The organism is Burkholderia sp. IDO3 (assembly GCF_003366075.1).
GTDB classification, from domain to species: domain Bacteria; phylum Pseudomonadota; class Gammaproteobacteria; order Burkholderiales; family Burkholderiaceae; genus Burkholderia; species Burkholderia anthina.
Map to the genome: position 1 here is coordinate 1,284,289 of NZ_CP028963.1, position 18,366 is coordinate 1,302,654.

Annotated in this window: 19 protein-coding genes; 8 read left to right on the forward strand and 11 right to left on the reverse strand. The window is 68.1% G+C overall.

Annotation, left to right across the window (positions count from 1 at the left end):
• Positions 1-41: 41 nt before the first annotated feature.
• Both DCN14_RS20535 and DCN14_RS20540 read left to right on the forward strand, forming a co-directional pair.
• Entirely contained in the window at positions 42-674 is a 633-nt protein-coding gene (locus tag DCN14_RS20535; RefSeq protein WP_096502916.1) for a cytochrome b/b6 domain-containing protein, read from the forward strand.
• A gap of 29 nt (positions 675-703) precedes the next feature.
• Complete coding sequence (locus DCN14_RS20540; RefSeq protein WP_096502914.1) at positions 704-1,492, forward strand: molybdopterin-dependent oxidoreductase; 789 nt, start codon at positions 704-706, stop codon at positions 1,490-1,492.
• Positions 1,493-1,551: 59 nt separating this feature from the next.
• Here the strand turns inward: DCN14_RS20540 and DCN14_RS20545 are convergent, their stop codons facing one another.
• From DCN14_RS20545 to DCN14_RS39035, 3 genes are all read right to left on the reverse strand, one after another.
• Complete coding sequence (locus DCN14_RS20545) at positions 1,552-1,833, reverse strand: XRE family transcriptional regulator (protein ID WP_096502912.1); 282 nt, start codon at positions 1,831-1,833, stop codon at positions 1,552-1,554.
• Positions 1,830-2,183, reverse strand: coding sequence for a type II toxin-antitoxin system RelE/ParE family toxin (locus tag DCN14_RS20550; RefSeq protein ID WP_096502910.1), 354 nt, complete (start codon positions 2,181-2,183; stop codon positions 1,830-1,832). Before DCN14_RS20550 ends, DCN14_RS20545 begins: the two co-directional genes overlap by 4 nt.
• A gap of 109 nt (positions 2,184-2,292) precedes the next feature.
• On the reverse strand, positions 2,293-2,418 hold the full coding sequence (locus DCN14_RS39035; protein ID WP_275404971.1) for a hypothetical protein: 126 nt from the start codon (positions 2,416-2,418) through the stop codon (positions 2,293-2,295).
• A 258-nt stretch (positions 2,419-2,676) separates the two neighbouring features.
• Here DCN14_RS39035 and DCN14_RS20560 point away from each other — a divergent pair, with 258 nt between their 5' ends.
• Positions 2,677-3,873, forward strand: a complete 1,197-nt coding sequence (locus DCN14_RS20560) for an EamA family transporter (protein WP_096502908.1) — start codon at positions 2,677-2,679, stop codon at positions 3,871-3,873.
• A gap of 26 nt (positions 3,874-3,899) precedes the next feature.
• Here DCN14_RS20560 and DCN14_RS20565 read toward each other — a convergent pair whose 3' ends face one another.
• The 8 genes from DCN14_RS20565 to DCN14_RS20600 form a co-directional block, all read right to left on the reverse strand.
• The gene (locus DCN14_RS20565) at positions 3,900-5,099 is read right to left on the reverse strand and encodes an MFS transporter (RefSeq protein ID WP_096502906.1); all 1,200 of its coding nucleotides are present in this window, start codon (positions 5,097-5,099) and stop codon (positions 3,900-3,902) included.
• A gap of 224 nt (positions 5,100-5,323) precedes the next feature.
• The gene (locus DCN14_RS20570; protein ID WP_096502904.1) at positions 5,324-6,148 is read right to left on the reverse strand and encodes a phosphodiesterase; all 825 of its coding nucleotides are present in this window, start codon (positions 6,146-6,148) and stop codon (positions 5,324-5,326) included.
• A gap of 38 nt (positions 6,149-6,186) precedes the next feature.
• Positions 6,187-7,218, reverse strand: coding sequence for an ABC transporter ATP-binding protein (locus tag DCN14_RS20575; protein ID WP_096502902.1), 1,032 nt, complete (start codon positions 7,216-7,218; stop codon positions 6,187-6,189).
• 23 nt (positions 7,219-7,241) lie between these two features.
• Positions 7,242-8,138: an ABC transporter permease subunit gene (locus DCN14_RS20580; protein ID WP_096502900.1), complete on the reverse strand. Its 897-nt coding sequence runs from the start codon at positions 8,136-8,138 to the stop codon at positions 7,242-7,244.
• A 10-nt stretch (positions 8,139-8,148) separates the two neighbouring features.
• A complete protein-coding gene (locus tag DCN14_RS20585; RefSeq protein WP_096502898.1) occupies positions 8,149-8,973 on the reverse strand; it encodes an ABC transporter permease in 825 nt (274 codons plus the stop codon).
• A gap of 17 nt (positions 8,974-8,990) precedes the next feature.
• On the reverse strand, positions 8,991-10,019 hold the full coding sequence (locus DCN14_RS20590) for an ABC transporter substrate-binding protein (protein WP_096502896.1): 1,029 nt from the start codon (positions 10,017-10,019) through the stop codon (positions 8,991-8,993).
• Positions 10,020-10,077: 58 nt separating this feature from the next.
• Complete coding sequence (locus DCN14_RS20595; protein ID WP_096502894.1) at positions 10,078-11,103, reverse strand: substrate-binding domain-containing protein; 1,026 nt, start codon at positions 11,101-11,103, stop codon at positions 10,078-10,080.
• A 225-nt stretch (positions 11,104-11,328) separates the two neighbouring features.
• Complete coding sequence (locus DCN14_RS20600) at positions 11,329-11,976, reverse strand: TetR/AcrR family transcriptional regulator (RefSeq protein WP_096502980.1); 648 nt, start codon at positions 11,974-11,976, stop codon at positions 11,329-11,331.
• Between the two features lie 260 nt (positions 11,977-12,236).
• Here DCN14_RS20600 and DCN14_RS20605 point away from each other — a divergent pair, with 260 nt between their 5' ends.
• From DCN14_RS20605 to DCN14_RS20625, 5 genes are all read left to right on the forward strand, one after another.
• Positions 12,237-13,040 (forward strand): SDR family NAD(P)-dependent oxidoreductase, encoded by an 804-nt coding sequence (locus tag DCN14_RS20605; protein WP_096502892.1) that lies wholly within the window; start codon positions 12,237-12,239, stop codon positions 13,038-13,040.
• Positions 13,041-13,082: 42 nt separating this feature from the next.
• Complete coding sequence (locus DCN14_RS20610) at positions 13,083-14,204, forward strand: DUF5938 domain-containing protein (protein WP_096502890.1); 1,122 nt, start codon at positions 13,083-13,085, stop codon at positions 14,202-14,204.
• 27 nt (positions 14,205-14,231) lie between these two features.
• Complete coding sequence (locus DCN14_RS20615) at positions 14,232-15,761, forward strand: AMP-binding protein (protein WP_096502888.1); 1,530 nt, start codon at positions 14,232-14,234, stop codon at positions 15,759-15,761.
• 78 nt (positions 15,762-15,839) lie between these two features.
• On the forward strand, positions 15,840-16,715 hold the full coding sequence (locus tag DCN14_RS20620) for a transporter (RefSeq protein WP_096502886.1): 876 nt from the start codon (positions 15,840-15,842) through the stop codon (positions 16,713-16,715).
• Between the two features lie 19 nt (positions 16,716-16,734).
• Positions 16,735-17,919: a lipid-transfer protein gene (locus DCN14_RS20625; RefSeq protein WP_096502884.1), complete on the forward strand. Its 1,185-nt coding sequence runs from the start codon at positions 16,735-16,737 to the stop codon at positions 17,917-17,919.
• The last annotated feature ends 447 nt before the right edge of the window (positions 17,920-18,366 follow it).

The window sequence follows — 18,366 nt, forward strand, 5'->3', positions numbered from 1 at the left end:
GTTTTGTCTCGTCTCGTCGACGCGTTCCGGGAGTCCTCATCATGCAAACCGTTCCCGCCAACGGCCGCGCGGCCGCCGCGCCGCCCGTGCGTCCGATCCATCCGCCGTGGGTGCGCGCGAGCCACTGGCTCAACGCGCTCGCGGCCATCCTGATGGCGCTGTCCGGCTGGCGCATCTACGATGCGTCGCCGATCTATCCGCCGTTCGTGTTTCCGCACGGCATCACGCTCGGCGGCTGGCTCGGCGGCGCGCTGCAATGGCATTTCGCGGCGATGTGGCTGCTCGTCTTCAACGGGCTGTTCTACCTGACGATGTCGATCGCGACCGGACGCCTCGCGCGCAAGATGCTGCCCGTCACGCCGGCGTCGGTGTGGCGCGATGTGCGCGCCGCGTTGCGCGGCCGGCTCGCGCACGACGATTTGAGCGTCTACAACGCGGTGCAGCGTGCCGCGTACCTGGTCGCGATCGTCGATCTGATCGTGCTGGTGCTGTCCGGGCTGACGATCTGGAAGTCGGTGCAGTTTCCGCTGCTGCGCGAACTGTTCGGCGGTTACGACAACGCGCGCGTCGTGCATTTCTGGGCGATGTCGCTGCTCGTCGCGTTCGTCGTCGTGCACGTCGCGATGGCGCTGCTGGTGCCGCGCTCGCTGCTCGCGATGCTGCGCGGGCGCTGACCGGTCAACTCCGGGTGAAGGAAATCATCATGTCGGATTCCGAATACAGGCGCGACGGTTCGCGCTGGACGCTCGACCGCAAGTCGCTCGAACTCGACGTGCGCCGCGAGCTGGAGATGCCGTCGCGGCGGCTGTTCAATCGCCGCGTCCTGACGCTGGGCGGGCTGACGATGCTGACTGGCTGCACGCTGCAGGACGACGCGTCGGTCAACACGTTTCTCGAGCGGGTATCGCGGCTGAACGACCGCGTGCAGGCCTGGCTGTTCAGCGGCGACCGGCTCGCGCCGACCTACACCGAAGCCGACATCACGCGGCCGTTCCCGTTCAATGCGTATTACGGCATCGACGACGTGCCGTACGTCGACGCATCGACGTACCGGCTCGTGCTGTCGGGCCGCGTGACGGGCAAGCGCGTGTGGACGCTCGACGAGCTGTATGCGCTGCCGCACGCGGAGCAGATCACGCGGCACATCTGCGTGGAAGGGTGGAGCGCGATCGGCCGCTGGGGCGGCACGCCGTTCGGCGCGTTTCTGGCCCGCGCCGGCGCCGATACGCACGCGAAATACGTCGGCTTCAAATGCGCGGACGATTACTACGAAAGCATCGACATGCCGACCGCGCTGCATCCGCAGACGCTGCTCGCATTCGACTACGACGGCCATCGCCTGCCGCCCGAATTCGGCTTTCCGATGAAGCTGCGGATGCCGACCAAGCTCGGCTACAAGAATCCGAAGCACATCATGGAAATCTTCGTGACAGACACTTACCCGGGCGGCTACTGGGTCGATCAGGGGTACAACTGGTTCGGCGGATCGTGAGCGGCGGAGCGCGCCTGCATGTGCCCACCGTCGTGCTGCGCGGTGCGTTACGCGCTGTGTTACGCGGATTCACGCACCTGCAGATCGACGCGCAGGCCGACCGCCGCCGCCATGTTCACGAGCGCGTCGAGCCCGAACAGGTTGATCTTGCCGCGCAGCAGATCGGAGACGCGCGGCTGCGTGACGCCGAGTTGTTTCGCGGCCTGGGCCTGGCTGAGTTCGAGCTGCGCGATGCGCTGCTTGAGCGCGATCATCAGCTCGGAACGCAGCTTCATGTTATCGGCTTCGGCCGGCTGGCCCTCGATTGCATCCCAGACATTCGAATAGCGTTCGGTGCTCATCGTTTCCTCTCCATCGTCAGCGCGCGATAGCGCCGGGTGGCCAGTTCGATATCGGCCTTGCAGGTGCGTGCCGATTGTTTGCGAAAGCAGTGCAGTACGTAGATCGCGTCGGCGAAGGCCGCGACGTAGACGATCCGGAATGCGCCGCTCGCATCGCGCAACCGGATTTCCCGCACGCCGGGGCCGACGGTGCGCATCGGCTTCCAGTCGTCGGGCGCCAGGCCGCGCTGCACCTGGTCGATCTGATGGCCGGCCTCGCGGCGCGCCGGCAGCGGAAAGCCGCGCAGCGCGTCCAGCGCACTGCCGACGAAGACAACCGGCTTCGGCGGAAGAATGGTGGAATTATACAAAATTTTGTATGAGTGGTGTGCGTATCGGATGAACGGAATGTCGGTGCCGCGCGGGCATGCCGACCGTCACGATAAGCGCGCGGCGACCCCCGAAGCGCATGACTGGCCGTCAGGCCAGGGTATCGATCGCGAGGTGCGGGAAGGGGGCGCGCAGGGCGTGCGTCACGCCCGCGCGGCGCGCATCCGGCCCCGGATTCGGCATGTCCGGCGGCCCGAAAATGTCGCGCCGAAACATCAGTCGTTATCCTTTCAGACGGGTCCGACGATGCTTTCGAATCCTTGATGCCATAATGCCGAACGTGCGCAACCGAAGCGGTTTGCGCCGTTTTTTTGTCCCTCTGCCGCCGCTTGCCGGTTCTTATTCGTCGCCGTTCGCACTGCCATGTCGTTCCGCACGTTCGTCTCCGCCTTCCCGGTCCCGTCAGGGCCGTTTGCCGGCATCTCCGGCGTCTTTCAGCGGAGCACGCGACACGTCGTGCGGGCAGGCTGAACGATGACGCCGCTCGACCGCCTCCTCGATTTCCTCGCCCGCCTGCCGATCCGCATCCGCCTGCCGCAAAGCCGCGGCGGCCGCGTGGCGCTCGCGCTCGTATTCATCTATTTCGTCTGGGGTTCGACGTACAGCGGCCTGCATTTCGCACTGCAGTCGTTCCCGCCGCTGATGCTGTCCGGGCTGCGCAACCTGCTCGGCGGGATCGGCCTGTTCGTCTTCGCGCTGCGGCGCAAGCCCGAATGGCCGACGCTGCTGGAGATCCGCAACGCGGCGATCGTCGGCACGATGCTCGTCGCGCTGTCGTCCGGCACGATCGCGCTCGGCATGCGTACGGTCAGCAGCGGCTCGGCCGCGGTGATGGTCGCCACGGTGCCGCTGTTCGCGACCGTGATCGCGGCGGTCGCCGGGCGCCCTGTGACGAAGGGCGAATGGGCGGCCGTCGCGCTCGGGATGGTCGGCATCGTCGTGCTGAATTCGGGTGGCGCGGCCGCCGCGAATTCGGCGCTCGGCACGATCTGCGTGCTGGCCGGCGCGCTGTTCTGGGCGGGCGGCGCGCATCTGGCGACGCGGCTCAAGCTGCCGTCGGACCTGTTCCTGTCGACGTCGCTGCAGATCGGGCTGGGCGGGCTGATGTCGACGATCGCCGCATGGCTGGTCGGCGAGCGCATCGAGCAGGTCGCGGCGGTGCCCGTGTTCGCGTTTCTGTACCTGATGGTGTTCTGCACGATGGCGGCGTATGTCGCGTACGGCTACCTGATTCGCCATACGAGCCCGATTATCGCGAGCAGCTGCATGTACGTGAACCCGATCGTCGCGGTCGCGCTCGGCGCGTTGATGCTCGGCGAACCGGTGACGAAGGCGACCGTGATCGCGACGGTCGCGATTCTCGGCAGCGTCGGGTTGTCGTTCGTGTTCGATCCCGCGCGCCGGCCCGCCGCGCGCGCGGCCGCTGCCGCCGCCGCACCGACCGGGGCGCTCGCACCGGCCGCGCACACGCCGTCAGCTGCGTTCGCTGCCGAAACCGTACCCGATCAGGCCGCGGTGGCGGATGACGCGCCGATCCTGACGCCGTCGGCCGTGACGCTCGCCGTGCCGGCCCCGGCGGCGGTCGTGGATCCGGCTGTCGTCATGGATCCGGCGCAGGCGTTCACGCCGCCGCCCGCCGCCGCACCGGCCGAGTCGCGCACGAACGCGTGACGCCGGGCGGGCGGCTGCTCAGCCGCTCAGCCGCGGCGTGCGCCGCGATGGTGGAACCAGCCGGCGAGCGCGGTAAACAGCAGCCCGGCCGCGCACATGCCGGTCCAGCCGAACGCGTGCCATGCGGCCACGCCGGCCGACGAGCCGAGTGCGCCGCCGATGAAGTAGCACACCATGTAGACGGTGTTCACGCGGCTGCGCGCTTCGGGCTTCAGTGCGTAGATGCGCGACTGGTTCGAAATCTGCGCGGCCTGCACGCCGACGTCCAGCACGATCACGCCGATCACGAGCCCGACGAGGCTCGTGCCCGACAGCGCGAAGATCACGAACGATGCCGCCAGCAGCGCGATCGCGAGCGAGATGATCGTGCGCGGGCCGCGCTTGTCCGCGAAGCGGCCCGCGTACGGCGCGGCCAGCGCACCCGCCGCGCCGACGATCCCGAAGAGGCCTGCGGCCTGCGGGCCGAGATGGAACGGCGCGCCGGCGAGCAGCAGCGTCAGCACCGGCCAGAACGCGCTGAACGCGGCGAACAGCGCCGCGCCCGTCAGCGACGCCTCGCGCAGCCCGCGCAATTCGACCGCCAGATGCCACATCGAGCCGAGCAGCTTGCCGTACGGCAGCGTCGACGTCGGCGAGCTGCGCGGCAGCCGCAGCACGATCACCGCGGCCAGCGCGACGAGCGCCGCGACCGATGCGCCGAACACCGCCCGCCAGCCGAAATACTCGGCGACGAAGCCGGCCGCCGTGCGCGCGAGCAGGATGCCCAGCAGCAGGCCGCTCATCACGGTGCCGACCGCGTGCCCGCGCTCGGCAGGCGGCGCGATCTCGGCCGCGAACGGCACGGCCTGCTGCGCGATCGTCGCGAGCACGCCGATCGCGAGGCTGGCGGCGGCCAGTACCGCCAGCGACGGCGCGGTCGCGGCCACGATCAGCGCGATCGATAGCGCGGCAATCTGCATCAGGATCAGCCCGCGGCGGTCGAAACGGTCGCCGAGCGGCGCGAGCAGGAACATGCCGGCCGCATAGCCGAGCTGCGTGGCGGTCGGCACCGCGCCGATCCACGACGCGCCGTCCGGAAAGGCCGCGCGGAAGCTGTCGAGCAGCGGCTGGTTGTAGTAGATGTTCGCGACCGATACGCCCGCGATCGTCGCGAGCAGCAACAGCAGGCTGCGCGAATAGTGGGGCGAGGCGGCGTCGGTCGGACGGTCGGTGGAAGCGGAAGACATGATTGCAACGGAACGGAGTGAGGTGGCACGGCCGCGGCGCAGCGTCGGTTGCGCAGGCAGCCGGGTGCCGATCGAGGGTGCCGATCATACCGGAGCACCGTGAAATCTGCCGGACGGGCGCCGGGACGGTCCGGTTCCGGCCGTCCCGGCGCCGATGGGTGGTGATCGGCCGATGCGGGCCCTGATCGGCCGCGGCCGTCCGCTGTCGCGCGCGGTTCGCGCGCTCAGTCGACCAGTTCGCCGCTCGGTTCGTAGAACGGATAGGGGCCGTCGCCTTCGTCCACATACACGTGATGGGACGTCACCCCCGTTTCCGGCGTATGGCGGTGCACCGCGAACGCCGGCGGCTCGAGCCGGAACGCGGACGGCGCGTCCGCGCGCAGGTCGAACGCGACCTGATGCGCGGGCGCCGGCACGGCCGATGCGAGCGTGCCGCCGAAGCGCGTGAACATCGTCCGGTGCACGTGGCCGCACAGCACGCGCTCGACGTTCGGATGCGCGCGCAGCAGCGCATCGAGCTTCGCGGCGGCGGCGGGCGCGAGGCGCAGCGCATCCATGTGGCCGATCCCGGATGCAAACGGCGGGTGGTGCAGCGCGACGATCACCGGCTGCTCGCGCGCGGCATCGAGCTGCGCGGCGAGCCACGCGAGCCGCGCGTCGCACAGGTCGCCGCGGCTCGAGCCGGGCACCTGCGAGTCGAGCGCGAGCACGCGCACCGCGCCGATATCGAACGCGTACTGCACGAATTCGCCGTCCTGCAATTCGGGGCGATCGGCGAACGCGCGGCGCAGCTCCGCACGGTCGTCGTGATTGCCGATCATCAGGTAATACGGAATCTCGAGCGGCGCGAGCAACGCACGCAGGTGGCGGTATTCGTCGTCGTGGCCGAAGTCGGTCAGGTCGCCGGTGACGAGCACGGCGTCCGGGCGCGGCACGAGCGCGTTCAGCTTCGCGATGCAGCGCGCGAGCGCGGCCGCCGTGTCGACGCGCCGGTACGCGAGCTGCCCCGGGCGCTTGATGTGGAGATCGCTGATTTGGGCAAGCAGCATCGTCGTTCCTCGGAATAGGGGGTTATCGTGGGGCGGCATCACGCGGCGAGCGCGATCAGGCCTTCCGCCGCGATCGCGATGCCGACGGCCGTGCCGCGAGCCAGCTCGATGCGGCCCGGCACGTCGATCACGAGCGCGTCGGGTGCCGCGTGCTCGATCGTGAGCCGTGTGCGCTCGCCGAGGAACGCGCACGCGCCGATCGCGCCGCGCAGCGGCGCATGCGCGGGATCGGCGAGCTGCGCGTCCTCCGGCCGGAAGAACCATTCGTCGGCGGCGTGCGGCGTGACGATCGAACCGCCGGTCGTCACGAGCGCGCCGTTGCGCCATTGTCCTGCAAGCCGGTTCAGCGTGCCGATGAACTGCGCGACCGTGCGGTTCGCCGGCCGGTAGTAGATGTCGCGCGGCGTGCCGATCTGCTCGATGCGGCCGGCGCCCATCACGACGATCCGGTCGCCGAGCTCCATCGCTTCGGCCTGGTCGTGCGTCACGTACACGGTCGTCACGCCGAGCGCGCGCAGCAGCGCATTCATCTCGCGACGCAGCACGTCGCGCAGCTTCGCGTCGAGCGCGGTCAGCGGCTCGTCGAGCAGCAGCACGCGCGGGCGCACCGCAAGCGCACGCGCGAGCGCCACGCGCTGCCGCTGGCCGCCCGACAGTTGATCGACCGGTTTGTCCGCATGCGCGTCGAGCCGCATCATCGCGAGCAGTTCGTCGACGCGCTCGCGCAGCACGCGCGGCTCGGTCTTGCGAATCTTCAGTCCGTAGCCGACGTTGCCGCGCACCGTCAGGTTCGGGAACAGCGCGTAGTTCTGGAACACCATGCCGACCTGGCGGCGCTCGATCGGCAGCGCGGTCACGTCGTCGGCGCCGAATGCGATCGTGCCGCCGGCATCCGGCGTGTCGAGGCCCGCGATCAGCCGCAGCGTCGTCGTCTTGCCGCAGCCCGACGGGCCGAGCAGCACCAGCGTTTCGCCCGCGCCGATCGACAGGTCGAGCGGTTCGAGCACGCGCGTGCCGCGGAACGTCTTCGCGCAGCGGGTCAGGGTGATGGGAGTGGAATCGAGTTTCATGGGAACGGGAGAGTCAGCGCGGTTCAGCGCGGGCGGCGCTTCACGGCGCGCGTGCCGGACGGATCGACGCCGAGCCATTGCATCGCGACGAGCAGCGGCAGCGTCATCAGCAGGAACACGATCGTGTACGCGCTGCCGACTTCGAGACGCAGCGACGCATAGGTGTCGGCGAGTCCGACCGGCAGCGTTTTCGTGTCGGGCGTGTGCAGCATCCACGTGAGGTTGAATTCGCCGATCGACAGCGTGAGCACCGCGAGCGCACCCGTGACGATGCCGGGGCGCAGGTTCGGCAGCACGATCGTGACGAAGCGCGTGACGAACGACGCGCCGAGGCTCGCCGCGCCTTCCTCGAGCGTGCGCAGGTCGGCGCCCGCCGCGACGGCCGCCACCGCGCGCACCATGAACGGCAGCGTGAACACCACGTGGCCGACGACGATGAACCACAGGCTCATCCGGAACGCGGTGAACCCGCCGTACACGACCAGCAGCGCGAGCGCCGACGCGAGGCCCGGCAGCGCGACCGGCAGCACCAGCGCTTCCTCGATCACGCGGGCGACGCGGCTCTTGCTGCGCGCGAGCGCATAGCCGGCCGGCACGCCGACGACGAGCACGATCGCGAGCGTCGCGAACGCGACGCCGAGCGACAGCGCGACCGACCCTTGATACTGCTCCCACACCTGCGCGAGCCAGCGCAACGTGAGGCCGCTCGACAGTCCGCGGAAATAGTTGACGGTGAGGCCCGCGAGCACCGACATCACGACGGGCACGATCAGGAACGCGCACAGCAGCAGCGTGACGCCCCATTGCAGCGCGGCGATCGCGCGTGCGCCCGTGACGCGCGGCGCGCGTCGGGCGGCGCCGTTCGCGTGCGACGGAGCGGGCGCCGGCGACGGCGCGGAGGAACCGGAAAGCGATTGCATGGAGGAATCCTCAGGCCGCGGCGGCGGCGGTGTGGCCGGTGAACCGGCGCGCGAGCGCGAGCACGACCCACGTGACGACGCCGAGCACGATCGACAGGCCGGCCGCCGTCGCGATGTTCGCGTTCAGCGTGAACTCGGTGTAGATCGTCATCGGCAGCACGTTCAGGTCGGTGGCGAGCGTAAACGCGGTGCCGAACGCGCCCATCGCGGTCGCGAAGCAGATCGCGCCGGCCGCGACCAGGCCCGGCGCGAGGGCCGGCAGCACGATGTCGACGAAGATGCGCCACGGCGACGCGCCGAGCGAGCGCGCGGCTTCCTCGAGCGATGCGTCGAGTTTCGACGCGGCCGCGATCACGGTGACGATCACGCGCGGAATCGAGAAGTACAGGTAGCCGACGAACAGACCGGTCACCGAATACGCGAACACCCACTTGTCGCCGGTGAGCTTCGCGGACAGCATCCCGATCAACCCCTGCCGTCCGGCGAGCATGATCACCATGAAGCCGACCACGACGCCCGGGAACGCGAGCGGAAAGGTGAGCAGCGCGAGCAGCACGCGCTTGCCCGCGAACTCGCGGCGCGCGAGCAGCAGGCCGGAGATCGTCGAGAGCGCGAGCGTCGCGAGCGTGACGCCCGCGGACAACGCCACCGTCTCGGCGAGACTCTTCATGTAGCGCGCGTTGCCGAGCAGCGCCGCGTATTGCGTGAAGAACGCGCCGTCGGCCGAGACCTGCACGAGCGACACCATCGGCAGCAGCCAGAACGCGGCGAACACCGCGAGCGCCGGCGCGACGAGCGCGACACGCCAGCGCAGCGGGAAAGTCAGGTCGAGCATCGCGTGAATCCGGCCGCTTACTGCATCACCTGCAGGTACTGCAGGCCGAACGCCTGCTGGCCGGCTGCCATCTTGCCGAAGTCGACCGGCTTCGCCCGCGCGTAGTCGCTCGCCGGCAGGAACTTCGATGCGACGTCCGCGCCGAGCGTCTGCGCGCGCACCGGCCGCAGGTACGCATTCGCCCACAGCTTCTGGCCTTCGTCGGACAGCACGAAGTCGAGCACCTTCCTGCCGTTCGCATCGTGCGGCGCGCCCTTCACGAGGCTCATCACGTACGGCACCGCGATCGTGCCTTCCTTCGGAATCACGAATTCGACGTTGGCGTGATCCTTGTACTTCGCGCGATACGCATCGAAGTCGTAGTCGAGCAGGATCGGAATCTCGCCGGACAGCACGCGCGCGTACGCGGTCTGCTTCGGCACGATCGGCGCGTTCGCCTTCAGCTTGCGGAACCAGTCGAGTGCCGGCTTGAAGTTGTCGAGGCTGCCGCCGAGCGCCTGGTTCACGGCCACCGCGCCCGCATAGCCGACGAACGCGCTCGATGGGTCGAGGTAGCCGACCATGCCCTTGTACTCGGGCTTCAGCAGATCGGCCCACGAACGCGGCACCGGCTTGCCGTCGAGCGCGTCCTTGTTCACGAAGAAGCCGAGCGTGCCCGAATGGATCGCGAACCAGTAGCCTTGCGGGTCCTTCAGGTTCGCGGGGATGTCGTTCCAGTGCGCGGGCTTGTACGGCGCGATCACGCCCTTGTCCTTCGCCTGGAAGGCCGACGACACGCCCAGGTAGACGACGTCCGCGACCGGGCTCTTCTGCTCGGCGATCAGTTGCGCGATCGCCTGGCCGGAGTTCTTGTTGTCGAACGGCACGCGGATGCCGGTCTTCTGCTTGATCGCCGCGATTTGCGCGGCCCAGTCGGCCCATTCGGGCGGGCAGTTGTAGCAGATCGCGGTTTCGTCGGCGTGGGCGACGGGGGCGAGCGCGACGAGCGCGGCGCATGCGACGGGCGCTGCGAGCACGCGCAGCAACGAGGTCAGGCGAAAGGACACGGCGGGTCTCCGGGCAGGTGTGGGGGCTGGCCGCGCACGGGCGGCGCGGCTCGGGCGTTCAGGCGTGGCGCAACTGCAGGTCGGCGGCCGGCGGCGCGATCGTCGCGCCGTCGCGCACCGTGTGCGGCAGGATCAGCGATGCGCGCTCGATCGTCGCGCCGCCGATGCATTCGACGAGGCGCCGCCACGCATGGCGGCCGATGTCCTGGTTCGGCGTCGCGACGCTCGCCAGCGGCGGGGCGAGCAGCTCGCCGATCGCGATGCCGTCGAAGCCGAGCACCGACAGGTCGTCCGGGATCGAGAAGCCCGCGCGGCGCAGGCCGCGCATCACGACCATCGCGAGCAGGTCGTTGCTGCAGAAGAGGGCGGTCGGGCGCGTGGCTTGCGCGGTGAGATGCGCGAGCACCGCATCGGGCAGTTCGGGCGCGTTGAAGTCGACTTCGACGGGCGGCAGCGTCGCGACGCCGCTTTCCTCGAGCGCCTGCGCGTAGCCGAGGTGACGCTGGCGCGCGCGATCCGACGCGGCGAGCGAGCCGGCCAGCATCAGCACGCGGCGATGGCCGCGCGCGGTGAGCATCCGCACGCCGTCGTAGGCGGCGCGGCGGTTGTCGACCGACACCGACGGGCGGCGTTGCGTGTCGTTGTGCATCAGCACGTAATGCGGGCCGTCGCGGTCGAGCATGTCGAGCAGCGGGTGCGTATCGGCATCGGCGACGGTCAGGATCAGCCCTTCGACGCGCTGCTCGCGCAGCGTCTCGATCGCGTGGCGCTCGCGCGCCGCGTCGTATTCGGTCGTCATCAGGATCAGCTTGAAGCCGGCCGCGGTCGCGAGTTCGTCGATGCCTTGCAGGCAGTCGGCGAACACCGGGTTCGACAGCGTCGGCACGACGACGCCGACGAGCCGCGTGCGTTCGCCGCGCAACTGCCGGCCGAGCGGGCTCGGGCGGAACTGCAGCGCGTCGATCGCGGAGCGGATCGTCGCCAGCGTGGCGGGACTGACGGTATGCGGCGCGTTGATCGCGCGCGAGACGGTGGCGATCGAGAAGCCGGCGAGCGCGGCGACATCCTTGATGGTCGGGGTCATGAAGTTACGCGATGTAAACGTTTTCGGCCGGGAAATTATCGAAAACGTTTGTGACTTCGCGATGACGCGCATGACGTCCGTTTCGCAACGGGCACGACGCAAACATCAGACGGTTGGCCCCCGTCGGGCAGGAGGGGATTCGATTGTATCGACGGATGATGCGGTGCGGGAGGAAATCGGCGACGCGCACGCGAGCCGGTCGCCCGGCGCGCGGCGGCATGGGTTTCAGACGAGCCGGGGCAGCAGCGCGCGTACTTCGTCGAGCAGGCGGGCAATCGCGTCGGGGTGGTTCGACACGTGCAGCAGCAGATGCTTCTGGAACAGTCCGTCGAGCAACGCGTAGGCGGCGCCCGGCGTGATCGACGGCTGCCGGCCGCCCAGTTCCGCGTAACGGGTGACGACTCGCCAGACCATCTCCTCGAGGCTCTGGTCGATCTCGTTGACGACGTCGCGAAACGCGTCCTCGAACAGCGCCTGTGCGCGCAGGTCGTACCAGAGGCTATGCATTTGCGGCTCGTCGCGGATCGTTTCCGCGAGCTTGTCGAGGAAGCCGTTCGTCAGTTCGTCCTGCGATTGCGCGGCGGCGGTCACGACGTCGTAGCGCGTTGCGCACTGTGCCTTGAACTGCCGGATGCTGCAGCGGATCAGATCGAGCTTGTCCTCGAAGTAGTAGTGCAGCACCGCATGCGTGTACTCCGACTTCTGGGCGATTTCACGCAGGCTGGTTTTCGCGTAGCCGAGTTCCGCCAGCGTGTTCAATGCGGCTTCCGCGAGTTCGACGCGACGCGCTTCGTACTTGTCGACCGGATCGCGCCGTGCGCGCACGGGACGTTGCTTCGGTGCGGCGGGCGCGGTGTCGTGCTGCTTCGTCATCCTGCTTTCGTCTCCCTTCAGTGGTGTGCGCTGCACGGCCTCGCGCGGCATGTGCGGCGCCGATCGGCAGTCGTTCCATTGTGCGAAGCAGCGAAACGACTGTCAAGAAAAAACCTGACGACTGTAAAAATAAATCTTGACACGTGGAAAAATAAAACTAACCATTCGTAAAAAATTATCTTTCCAGTTGGTTAGATGTTGTCGGGTTCGACCGCCGTTCCGGCTGTCGCCCGGCGCAACGTTGAAGCGTGGAGGGAGACATGGAGCACGGCAGGCTCGCGGGACGCAAGGCACTGGTAACGGGCGGGGCGCGCGGGATCGGCGCGTCGGTGGCGCACGCACTCGCCCGGGCGGGCGCGGATGTGGTGATCGGCGACGTGCTCGTCGAGCTCGCCGCGCAAACCGCGCAGGAGATCGCGCGGACGGGGGGCCGCACCGGATCGGTGGCGCTCGACGTCAGCGACGACGCGCAATGGACGAGCGCCACCGAAGCGGTGGTGGCTCAGATGGGCGGCTTCGACATTCTGGTGAACAACGCCGGGATCGAAATCACGTCGCTCGTCGCGGACCTGCAGGCGGCCGATCTGCGCCGGATGTGCGACATCAACGTCGTCGGCGTGGGTCTCGGCCTCAAGCATGCGTTTCGCGCGATGCGCCCGGGCGGCGCGGCGGGGCGCGGCGGCGCCGTCGTCAACGTATCGTCGGTGGCCGCGACGATAGCCTTTCCCGCAATCGCCGGTTACTCGGCCACCAAGTCCGCGGTCGACCGCCTGACGCGCGTGGCCGCGATGGAGGCCGGCAAGCTCGGCTACGGCATCCGCGTCAACTGCGTCTATCCGGGCCTCACCCCCACCGAGATGGGGATGCGGCTCGCGACCGACATCGTCGCCAACGGGCTCGCCCCCGATGTCGACAGCGCGGTGTCGGCGGTCGTCGCGCAGACGCCGCTTGGCCGTCTCGCGACCGTCGACGAGATCGCTGACGCGATCGTCTTTCTCTGTTCCGACGATGCCCGTTTCATCACCGGCGCCGGCGTGCCGGTCGATGGCGGCATGGGCATGTAGCGCGGTGCGGGGCCGAATTTTTTTCTTGAGGAGGGAGGAGAGATGAGCGACAAGAAGCCAGTGGTCGTCTATGGCGTGTCGGGTTATACCGGCCGTCTGGTATGCGAATACCTGCGCGAGTACAACATTCCGTTCATCGCGGCGGGGCGCGACAGGAAGCGGATCGAAGCCGTCGTCGAGCGCATTCCGGGCATCGAGACCGCGGACTACGAGATCGTCGAGGTCGAGCATTCCGTCGCCGCGCTGACGGAGCTGTTCACGGGCGCGAGGTTCGTCAGCAACATGGTCGGACCGTTTATCAAGTACGGGCCGGAGGTCGTCGAGGCGTGTCTCGCAGCGGGTTGCCACTATTCGGACACGACGGGCGAACAGGACTGGCTGCTGCTCGCGAAGGAGCGCTGGGGCGACGCGTTCGCGAAGAAGGAGCTGCTGCTTGCGCCGAACCTCGCGCAGATGTACACGACCGGGGAGATCGCGGCGAATCTGTGTCTCGAGACGCCGGGGCTCGACACGCTCGACATCCTCGTGCTGTGGAAAGGCTTTCCGACCTATGCGTCGACGCAGACGATCTTCACGATCCTGAAGGCGACCTGGTACTACCTCGAACAGAACCGGTACGTCGCATGGGAGCCGACCGCGCACGCGGAAGTCATGGTGCCGGGGCGGCACGAAACGGCGATTGCGGTGCCGTGGGGCGGCACCGCCCATCCGGTGTGGTTCAAGGACGATCCGCGCGTGTCGAACTGTCGGGCGATCGGCGGCGTGATGGCGCGTGCGGTCATGGAGGGCGTGCGCAAGACCACGCAGATGTTCGACGAGCAGATTCGTCCGCTGCCGCCGGCCGAGCAGGAAGCCGCGCTTGCCGAGATCGCGAACGGCATGCAGGCGAGCATGCCGCCGCGCGAGAATCCGCGCCTGAATACGACGGTCGATTCGGTGCACGCATCCGGCCCGCTGGGGCGCGCGCACTGCGTGATCCACGGCGTATGCAACTACAAGCAGACCGGCCTGATGCAGGCATATGCGGCGTTTTCCTTGCTGCAGGCGCCGCCGCGGCGGGTCGGTTTCGCGTCCGGCTGTCAGGCGTTCGGCCATCACGCGCTGCTCGGGCAGTTGCGCAGCTTCGGCCTCGTGATGAAGCCGATGCTGACCGTGCAGGACTGATGCGATGTACTTCCCGGGAGAATCGTCATGCGTTTGACCCGTTATCTCGACAAGGGCGCATCGCTCGGCGCCGACCGGCCGTGCATCGTCGCCGACGGCGACACCCTGACCTACGTGCAGGTGCAGCGCCTCACCTACCGGTTCGCGCGCGCCCTTGCTCGCTCGGGTATCGCCGCCGGCGACAGCGTGGCGATTCTGTCGGGCAACGATCCGGTCGCGTTTGCGTGCGTGTTCGGCATCGCGCGAGCCGGCAATGTCTGGTGTCCGATCAATCCGCGCAATGAGGCGACCGAGAATCGCTTCGTGCTGGAGCACTTCGACTGCCGCATGCTGCTGTTTCACAGCGCGTATGCGGGCATGGTCGAAAAAATGCTGCCCGAGTTGCCCGCCCTGAGCGTGGCGGTGTGCCTCGATGCGGCGCTGCCGTTCGCGCAGCGCTTCGACGACTGGCTAGGCGATTTGCCGGACACCGCGTTCGAACGCGAGCCGGCGACCGACATCGCGATGCTGCCGGGCACGGGCGGTACGACCGGCGTGCCGAAGGGCGTGATGCTGTCGGAGCGGAACCTGGAGGCGATGACGGCACTCACGCTGATGAGCTATCCGTTCGACGGGCGGCCGGTCTATCTGGCGTTCGCGCCGCTGACGCATGCGGCCGGCGTGCTTTGTCTGCCCGTCTTGTCGCTGGGCGGGACGATCGTCGTGATGCGCGACGCCGACGTCGGCGCGTTTCTTGCGGCGATCGAGCGCGAACGCGTCACGCACACGTTTTTGCCGCCGACGGTGATCTACATGCTGCTCGATCATCCGGACCTGCCGGCCACCCGTCTCGATTCGCTGCAATGCTTCTGGTACGGCGCCGCGCCGATTTCGGCCGAGCGTCTCGCCGAAGCGCTCGAACGGATCGGCCCGATGGCACAGCTGTTCGGACAGACCGAGGCGCCGATGATGGTGTCGACGCTCGCGCCGGCCGATCACTATCGCGCGGACGGGACGATCGCGACCGAGCGGCTGTCGTCCGCCGGCCGGCCGACGCCGCTCGTCGAAGTCGGGATCATGGACCGGCACGGCCATCTGCTGCCGACTGGCGAGCGCGGCGAAATCGTCGTGCGCGGCTCGCTGGTCATGAAGGGCTACTACAAGAATCCCGATGCGACGGCCGAGGCCTCGGCGTTCGGCTGGCATCACACGGGCGACATCGGCTATCTCGACGCGGACAACTTCCTGTACATCGTCGATCGCGCCAAGGACATGATCATCACCGGCGGATTCAACGTCTATTCGATCGAGGTCGAACAGGCGCTGCTCGCGCATCCCGACGTGCGCGACTGCGCGGTGATCGGCCTGCCCGATGCCAAATGGGGCGAGCGCGTGGTGGCGGTCGTCCAGCCGCGCGACGGCAGGCGGATCGATGCGGCCGCGCTGGCCGCGTTCGTGAAGGCGCGCATCGGCAGCGTCAAGACCCCGAAGCAGATCGAGGTATGGAGCGACCTGCCGCGCTCCCGAGTCGGCAAGGTGTCGAAACCCGACGTGAAGGCGCGGTTGCGCGCCGGCTAGCGCGGCCGCATGCGGCAGTCGTTCGGAATCGGTCGTCATGCGCTTTAAAAATAGGTGTACTGATTAAAGGACGGAGACATGAAGGTGAAACTGACGCAGTCCGCCGTGACGGCGAGCGCGCTGCTGGCGATCTCGACTTCCGCGTCGGCGATCGACATCTATCCGGGCGACTACACGGTCCTGCCGCCGGGTACGACGCTCGCGCTCGGCTATCTCGGCTATACGCCGAGCAGCGACTTCCGGCTCGACGGCGTCGGCAGGGTGCCCGATTCGAGCCTCGATCAGACCGTCGGCATCGCACGGGTGCTGCACTACATGCGGATCGGCGGCGTGCCGGTGGCGTTCCAGGCATACCTGCCGTTCGCGAAGCTGACCGACGTCAGGGTCGGCGGCAGCCCGCAGCCGACCAACAACGGGCTCGGCGACCTCACGTTCGGCGCGACCGCGTTTCTCGTGAACCGCGTCGATCCGCAATACGGAACGACCGTCGGGTTGACGGCGTACTTCTCGGTGCCGACGGGCAAGTACGATTACGGACGAGTCGGCGCCGGTGCCGGGACCGTGGTGTTGACGCCGCAGCTCGGCGTGATCCAGGGGCTGGGCCGCAACCTGTTCCTCGATGCTGCGCTCGACGTTGCCGTGCAACCGGGGCACGACGATAGCGGCTATCGTATTTCGGTGCGACCGTCGATCCAGTTGCAGACGTATTTGCGCTATCAGTTCACGCCGGCGACGTCGGTTTCGTTCGGCTACGCCGGCACCTACGGCGGCAAGCAGTATGTGGATGATGCCTATACCGGCCAGAAGACGAGCACGAGCCAGTTGCGATTGTTCGCGAGTCACATGCTGACGCCGACCTGGCAGGTATCGGGAATGCTGGGCAAGGACCTCTCCGCCGAGGGCGGTTTCAAGAACAGCTATAGCGTCCAGTTGCGCGTGATGAAGATATTCTGAATCCATGAAGGAGTCCAGCATGAGTCGTCGAATCAATGTCGTCGGTGTCGGAATGATCCCGTTCACGAAACCAAGGGCGAGTCCGCAGTACTACGAGATGGCTGCCGAAGCCGCGCGGGCCGCGCTCGCCGACGCCGGCATTGCGTACGATGCGATCGAGCAGGTATACGCCGGCTATGTATACGGCGATTCGACCTGCGGGCAGCGCGCGATCTACGAGGTCGGCATGACAGGCGTGCCGGTCGTCAACGTCAACAACAACTGCTCGACGGGCTCGACCGCGCTGTGGCTGGCGCGCCAGGCGATCGAGAGCGGCGCGGCCGAATGCGTGCTCGCGCTCGGTTTCGAGCAGATGGCGAAGGGCGCGCTCACGACCTGGTTCAACGATCGCGCGTCGCCGCTCGAGCCGCATCTCGGTGTCGCCGACGCCGTGCAGGGCGACACGGCCGCGCCGCTCGCCGTACGGATGTTCGGCGGCGCGGGGCGCGAATACATCGAGCGCTACGGTGCCGCGCGCGATACGTTCGGAATGATCTCGGTCAAGGCCCGCGAGCATGCGGCGCGCAATCCGTATGCGCTGTTTCGCGAGCCGCTGGATCTTGCGCAGGTGATGAATTCGGACGCGGTGTTCGATCCGCTGACGCGGTTTCAGTGCTGTCCGCCGACTTGCGGCGCCGGCGGCGCGGTGCTGTGCTCCGACGCGTTCGCGAAGCGTCACGGCCTGGCCCGCACGGTTCATATCGCCGCGCAGGCGATGACCACCGACTACCCGGGCAGCTTCGCGCCGGCGTCGATGATCCGGATGGTCGGTTACGACATGACGGCGGCCGCCGCCCGGCAGGTGTACGAGCAGGCGGGCATCGGGCCGGAGGATCTCGACGTCGTCGAACTGCACGACTGCTTCACGAGCAATGAACTGATCAGTTACGAAGCGCTCGGGCTGTGCCCGGAGGGTGGGGCGGAGCGGTTCGTGCGCGATCGCGACAACACGTACGGCGGCAGGATCGTGACCAATCCGTCGGGCGGCCTGCTGTCGAAGGGCCATCCGCTCGGTGCGACCGGGCTCGCGCAATGTGCGGAATTGGTGTGGCAACTACGCGGCGACGCGGGGGCGAGGCAGGTCGACGGCGCGCGCATCGCGTTGCAGCACAACATCGGGCTCGGCGGCGCCTGTGTCGTGACGTTGTACCGTCGCAGCGACTGACTGCATCGCGCACGGCGACGACGGTTGCACCGCGCGTTCGCGCGTCGGCGCCGGTCCGCCCGGCGGCATGCCGGCTGTGTGCGGGGCCCGACCGATGGTAGAATGCGCTCCGCCCTGTTGCCGGGGTGATGAAATTGGTAAACATAGCGGACTTAAAAGATTGAGTGCCCGGTCGGAAACGGCCGGTGCAGAACCCTTCAAATTCGGTGAAACCCCTGATGCGCGCATCGAGGCAACGCCGAGCCAAGCCTCGCGGTGCAGCGCCCGCGGGGAAGGTGTAGAGACTAGACGGGGGGCGCCTAAGGCGCACGGGCGGCGATCACGCCCGCGCGCGACGGCGAAGGCATAGTCCAGCGCACGAACGGTGTCGTTTCGACGACGCCGGCTTCGAAAGAAGCAGTGTGACGAAAATCCGCCGCCTTGATTGGCTTGCCGGTTCAAGTCCGG

Excerpts from the sequence above, each read along its gene's own strand:
- DCN14_RS20560 (WP_096502908.1), top strand. The coding sequence starts at position 2,677 with ATGACGCCGCTCGACCGCCTCCTCGATTTCCTCGCCCGCCTGCCGATC.
- DCN14_RS20625 (WP_096502884.1), top strand. The coding sequence starts at position 16,735 with ATGAGTCGTCGAATCAATGTCGTCGGTGTCGGAATGATCCCGTTCACG.
- DCN14_RS20580 (WP_096502900.1), bottom strand. The coding sequence starts at position 8,138 with ATGCAATCGCTTTCCGGTTCCTCCGCGCCGTCGCCGGCGCCCGCTCCG.
- DCN14_RS20565 (WP_096502906.1), bottom strand. The coding sequence starts at position 5,099 with ATGTCTTCCGCTTCCACCGACCGTCCGACCGACGCCGCCTCGCCCCAC.
- DCN14_RS39035 (WP_275404971.1), bottom strand. The coding sequence starts at position 2,418 with ATGTTTCGGCGCGACATTTTCGGGCCGCCGGACATGCCGAATCCGGGG.
- DCN14_RS20610 (WP_096502890.1), top strand. The coding sequence starts at position 13,083 with ATGAGCGACAAGAAGCCAGTGGTCGTCTATGGCGTGTCGGGTTATACC.
- DCN14_RS20545 (WP_096502912.1), bottom strand. The coding sequence starts at position 1,833 with ATGAGCACCGAACGCTATTCGAATGTCTGGGATGCAATCGAGGGCCAG.
- DCN14_RS20570 (WP_096502904.1), bottom strand. The coding sequence starts at position 6,148 with ATGCTGCTTGCCCAAATCAGCGATCTCCACATCAAGCGCCCGGGGCAG.
- DCN14_RS20540 (WP_096502914.1), top strand. The coding sequence starts at position 704 with ATGTCGGATTCCGAATACAGGCGCGACGGTTCGCGCTGGACGCTCGAC.
- DCN14_RS20605 (WP_096502892.1), top strand. The coding sequence starts at position 12,237 with ATGGAGCACGGCAGGCTCGCGGGACGCAAGGCACTGGTAACGGGCGGG.
- DCN14_RS20600 (WP_096502980.1), bottom strand. The coding sequence starts at position 11,976 with ATGACGAAGCAGCACGACACCGCGCCCGCCGCACCGAAGCAACGTCCC.
- DCN14_RS20595 (WP_096502894.1), bottom strand. The coding sequence starts at position 11,103 with ATGACCCCGACCATCAAGGATGTCGCCGCGCTCGCCGGCTTCTCGATC.
- DCN14_RS20620 (WP_096502886.1), top strand. The coding sequence starts at position 15,840 with ATGAAGGTGAAACTGACGCAGTCCGCCGTGACGGCGAGCGCGCTGCTG.
- DCN14_RS20585 (WP_096502898.1), bottom strand. The coding sequence starts at position 8,973 with ATGCTCGACCTGACTTTCCCGCTGCGCTGGCGTGTCGCGCTCGTCGCG.
- DCN14_RS20535 (WP_096502916.1), top strand. The coding sequence starts at position 42 with ATGCAAACCGTTCCCGCCAACGGCCGCGCGGCCGCCGCGCCGCCCGTG.
- DCN14_RS20575 (WP_096502902.1), bottom strand. The coding sequence starts at position 7,218 with ATGAAACTCGATTCCACTCCCATCACCCTGACCCGCTGCGCGAAGACG.
- DCN14_RS20615 (WP_096502888.1), top strand. The coding sequence starts at position 14,232 with ATGCGTTTGACCCGTTATCTCGACAAGGGCGCATCGCTCGGCGCCGAC.